Genomic DNA, 4,536 nt, shown 5'->3' with positions numbered 1-4,536 from the left:
CCGGCGACCACCGATGCCCCCGATCAGGGCGAGCAACGGCGCGAGGCGGCTGCCGGCCAGCGCGAGCAGGGCCAGCGCGAGCAGGGCGAGAATCAGCGCGCGGCCCGCCAGCAGCGCAGCCAGCAGAACGAGCGGGGCCAGGGCGAGTCGCGGAACCAGCGCCGCCAGAACGGCCAGCAGAACCAGGACCGCGCCGGCAACGGCGAGCGCAATCAGGACCGGGGCGCCCAGGATCGCAATACCCAGGGGGGCAACCAGGCGCGCGGCAACCAGGGGAGCGGCAACAACGGCCCCGACGGCGGTGACGAGGAGGGTCGGCGCGGGCGCCGGTTCCGCGAGCGCCGTCGCGGACGCGACCGCGTGGGCGTCGAAGGGGGTGGCGAGCCGCAGGTCTCCGAGGACGACGTCCTGCAGCCCGTCGCCGGCATCCTCGACGTGCTCGACAACTACGCGTTCGTCCGCACCTCCGGCTACATCGCGGGCCCCAACGACGTGTACGTGTCGATGAACATGGTGCGGCGCAACGGCCTCCGCCGCGGTGACGCCATCACCGGCGCCGTCAAGGTGCCGCGCGAGGGCGAGCAGCAGAACCAGCGGCAGAAGTTCAACCCGCTGGTGCGGCTCGACAGCGTCAACGGCCTCGAGCTCGACGCGGCGAAGAAGCGCCCCGAGTTCAATAAGCTCACCCCGCTGTACCCCAACCAGCGGCTGCGTCTCGAGACCGCCCAGAACATCATCACCACGCGCGTGATCGACCTCATCATGCCGATCGGCAAGGGACAGCGCGCCCTGATCTCGGCGCCGCCCAAGGCCGGTAAGACCACCATCCTGCAGGACATCGCCAACGCGATCGCCACCAACAATCCCGAGTGCTACCTCATGGTGGTGCTGGTGGACGAGCGTCCGGAGGAGGTCACCGACATGCAGCGCAGCGTGCGCGGCGAGGTGATCAGCTCGACGTTCGACCGGCCCCCGTCGGACCACACGTCCGTCGCGGAGCTGGCCATCGAGCGCGCCAAGCGGCTCGTCGAGGGCGGCAAGGACGTGGTGGTGCTGCTCGACTCGATCACCCGGCTGGGCCGCGCGTACAACAACTCGAGCCCGGCGTCGGGCCGCATCCTGTCCGGCGGTATCGACTCGACGGCCCTGTACCCGCCGAAGCGGTTCCTGGGCGCGGCGCGCAACATCGAGAACGGCGGCTCGCTCACCATCATCGCGACCGCCCTGGTCGAGACCGGCTCCACCGGCGACACGGTGATCTTCGAGGAGTTCAAGGGCACCGGCAACGCCGAGCTGAAGCTGGACCGCAAGATCTCCGAGCGCCGGGTGTTCCCGGCGGTCGACGTCGCGGCGTCCAACACCCGTAAGGACGAGCTGATCATGGCGCCCGACGAGGCGGCTGTGGTGAACAAGCTGCGTCGCCTGTTGTCGGCGCTGGACAATCAGCAGGCCATCGACCTGCTGATCAGCCAGCTGAAGAAGACGCGCAACAACATCGAGTTCCTGATGACGGTGCAGAAGAACAGCGGCTTCGCGGACGCGGACTGACGACGGTGACCGAGGCCGCCCCGGCCGCAGGCGGCGGGGACTTCGACGCCGTCCACGACCACTCGGTCGTCTGCACGGCGCACCCGCTGCCCCCGGAGGAGGACCCGTTCCACCGACCTCCTCCGGGGTTCGAGCAGCTGCCGCCCGGGACCGTGTTGCGGAGCCGGCGCGTGCAGGTCGGCGTGTTCGGGCGGATCGGGCTGAAGAACCGGGCCTGGCAGGTGCAATATCGCACCGCCGACCACCTCGGGGCGCCGCGGACATCGGTCGCCACCCTGATCGAGCCGCGCGGTCCCCGCCGCGTGCCCCGGCCGTTGCTGTCCTATCAGTGCGCCATCGACGCGATCGCGCCACGGTGCTTCCCGTCCTACGCGCTGCGCCGAGGCGCGCGGTCCTACGGCGCCGCCACGCGCTGGGAGTTGCTCAACATCGGGATGGCCCTCGCCCGCGGTTGGGCGGCCGTGGTCCCCGATCACGAGGGGGTGTCCGGTAACTGGGGCGCACCGCGTGAGTCCGGCTACTGCACGCTCGACGCGATCCGGGCGGCCCGCTCGTTCGAGCCGTTCGACGTCGCCGATGACGACCCGACGGTGATGTGGGGATACTCGGGGGGCGGCCTCGCGACCGCCTGGGCGGCCGAGTTGCACCCGGAATACGCACCCGAGCTCGCCATCGCGGGCGCCGTACTGGGGAGCCCGGTAGGGAGCCTGCGCAACACCTTCCTCCGGCTCGCAGGCGGACCGTTCGGTGGTCTCGCGCTCACGGTGGTCGCCGGCCTGTACCGCGCCTACCCGGAGTTCCACGCCTTCCTCGACGCGCACGTCACCCCGCGGGGCCGGGAACTCCTGGCGCAGGCGGACTCGCTGAGCACCGTCGAGGCGCTCGCACGATTCCGCAACTTCGACCCGGCCGACCTGCTGGACATGCCGCTCGCGGACTTCATGGCGGGCGCGCCGGTCCGCGACATGTTCGCGGACATCGAGCCCGGGACGCGTGCCCCCAGCTGCCCCGTCCTCGTCCTCCAGGGCGTGCCGGATCCGGTCATATCGATCGCGGATGTCGACGGCCTCGTCGAGGCCTACCGCGACCGCGGCGCACGGATCGAATACTGGCGCGACCGCGGGGCCGAACACATCGCGCTCGCCGTCGTCTCGGTGACACCGAGCCTCGACTGGCTCGCGGCCCGCTGTGTGGACGCGCGGGCCACAGCCCGGACGCGCACCAGCGTCCTCGCGCTCCGACCCGGTGTGTGGCTGGGGCTGATCCGACACGGTCTGGTGGTGGCGAGATTCGCCGTCGGCGCCGGCGTCGGTCCGCGTGGCTGGTAAGGCCCGGGAATTTCGTGTCCGCCCGTGCGTTCTGGCATACTGGATAGTCGGTTCCGGTTCACGTCTGTGCCCACAGGTGGACACAGGGTCCGTCATCAGCAGGCGACCCGGCGGCCAGAAGACGAGAAGAGGATTTTCATGAAGAAGGGTATCCACCCCGAGTACGTGGCCACCACCGTTCTGTGCGGTTGCGGCAACACGTTCGAGACCCACAGCACCAAGGACGGCGGCCGCATCGTCGTCGAGGTGTGCTCGCAGTGCCACCCGTTCTACACGGGCAAGCAGAAGATCCTCGACACCGGCGGCCGTGTCGCCCGCTTCGAGAAGCGCTACGGCAAGCGCGCCCCGAAGGCCAGCGCCGACAAGTAGCTTCGCTCCCGACGCCCGGACTGCCCGCATCACAGCGGCCAGGCCGGGCGTCGGTGTTTTTCGAGGCCACCTGTCATTCCACGCAAAGGATCCCCAGCATGAGCAGCGCGTCACCATCGGCCATCGACGACATCCTGGCCGAGTACTCCGGCCTGGAGCGGCAGATGTCCGACCCGGGGCTGCACAACGATCCCGGCGCGGCCCGGCGCGTGGGCAAGCGCTTCGCCGAGCTCGCGCCGATCATGGCCACGCATCGCAAGCTGACGGCCGCGCGGGACGACCTCGCCGCTGCCCGTGAGCTCGCCGCCGACGACGCCTCCTTCGCCGACGAGATCCCCGTGCTCGAGCGGCAGGTGACTCAGCTCGAGGAGCAGCTCACCGATCTGCTCGCGCCGCGCGACCCGCACGACGGCGACGACGTGGTGCTCGAGGTCAAGTCCGGCGAGGGCGGCGAGGAGTCGGCCCTGTTCGCCGGCGACCTCGCGCGCATGTACCTGCGGTACGCCGAGCGGCACGGCTGGAAGGTCGAGACCCTCGACGTCACCTACTCCGACCTGGGCGGATACAAGGACGCGACGTTCTCGATCAAGTCCCGGGGCGACGCCGCCGACGGGGTGTGGGCGCGCATGAAGTTCGAGGGCGGCGTACACCGCGTGCAGCGCGTGCCCACCACGGAGAGCCAGGGCCGCATCCACACCTCGGCAGCGGGCGTGCTGGTCTATCCCGAGCCCGACGAGGTCGAGCAGGTCCAGATCGATGAGACCGATCTCCGCATCGACGTCTACCGCAGTTCTGGCAAGGGCGGCCAAGGTGTGAATACCACCGACTCCGCCGTGCGCATCACGCACCTGCCCACCGGCATCGTCGTCACCTGCCAGAACGAGCGCTCCCAGCTGCAGAACAAGGCCCGTGCGATGGCGGTCCTCGCAGCGCGGCTGCAGGCGCTGGCCGAGGAGCAGGCCGACGCCGCCGCGTCCGACTCGCGCGCCGCCCAGATCCGTACCGTCGACCGGTCCGAGCGGATCCGCACCTACAACTGGCCCGAGAACCGCATCACCGACCACCGCATCGGCTTCAAGGCGCACAACCTCGACCAGGTGCTCGACGGGGAGCTCGACCCGCTGCTGGACGCCCTCTCGGCCGCCGATCGGCAGGCCCGGCTCGAGGCCGAGTGACCCGGTGACGCGCCCGACGCGGCTCGTGGGGCAGGGGGCGGCACGGCTCACGGCCGCCGGGGTGCCCTCGCCCCGCGCCGACGCCGAGCTGCTGCTCGCGCACGTCCTCGGCATCG

4 protein-coding genes and 1 pseudogene are annotated in these 4,536 nt (G+C 70.6%); all 5 read left to right on the top strand.

The features are described 5' to 3' along the window. The coding region (rho, locus tag ABD908_RS26635) for a transcription termination factor Rho (protein ID WP_345001816.1) at positions 1 to 1,548 on the top strand (1,548 nt) is incomplete at its 5' end. Between the two features lie 5 nt (positions 1,549 to 1,553). Then, positions 1,554 to 2,876, top strand: a complete 1,323-nt coding sequence (locus ABD908_RS26630) for a lipase family protein (RefSeq protein WP_345001814.1) — start codon at positions 1,554 to 1,556, stop codon at positions 2,874 to 2,876. Positions 2,877 to 3,014: 138 nt separating this feature from the next. Beyond that, the gene (gene rpmE, locus ABD908_RS26625; protein ID WP_345001812.1) at positions 3,015 to 3,245 is read left to right on the top strand and encodes a 50S ribosomal protein L31; all 231 of its coding nucleotides are present in this window, start codon (positions 3,015 to 3,017) and stop codon (positions 3,243 to 3,245) included. Positions 3,246 to 3,343: 98 nt separating this feature from the next. Beyond that, the gene (prfA, locus tag ABD908_RS26620; protein WP_345001810.1) at positions 3,344 to 4,420 is read left to right on the top strand and encodes a peptide chain release factor 1; all 1,077 of its coding nucleotides are present in this window, start codon (positions 3,344 to 3,346) and stop codon (positions 4,418 to 4,420) included. 4 nt (positions 4,421 to 4,424) lie between these two features. Continuing rightward, positions 4,425 to 4,536, top strand: a pseudogene (locus ABD908_RS26615) (peptide chain release factor N(5)-glutamine methyltransferase); the annotation flags it as partial.

Source organism: Tsukamurella soli (genome assembly GCF_039541155.1).
GTDB lineage: Bacteria > Actinomycetota > Actinomycetes > Mycobacteriales > Mycobacteriaceae > Tsukamurella > Tsukamurella soli.
The sequence above is the reverse complement of the archived record's forward strand: the minus strand, read 5'-3'. Positions and strand labels throughout refer to the sequence as shown.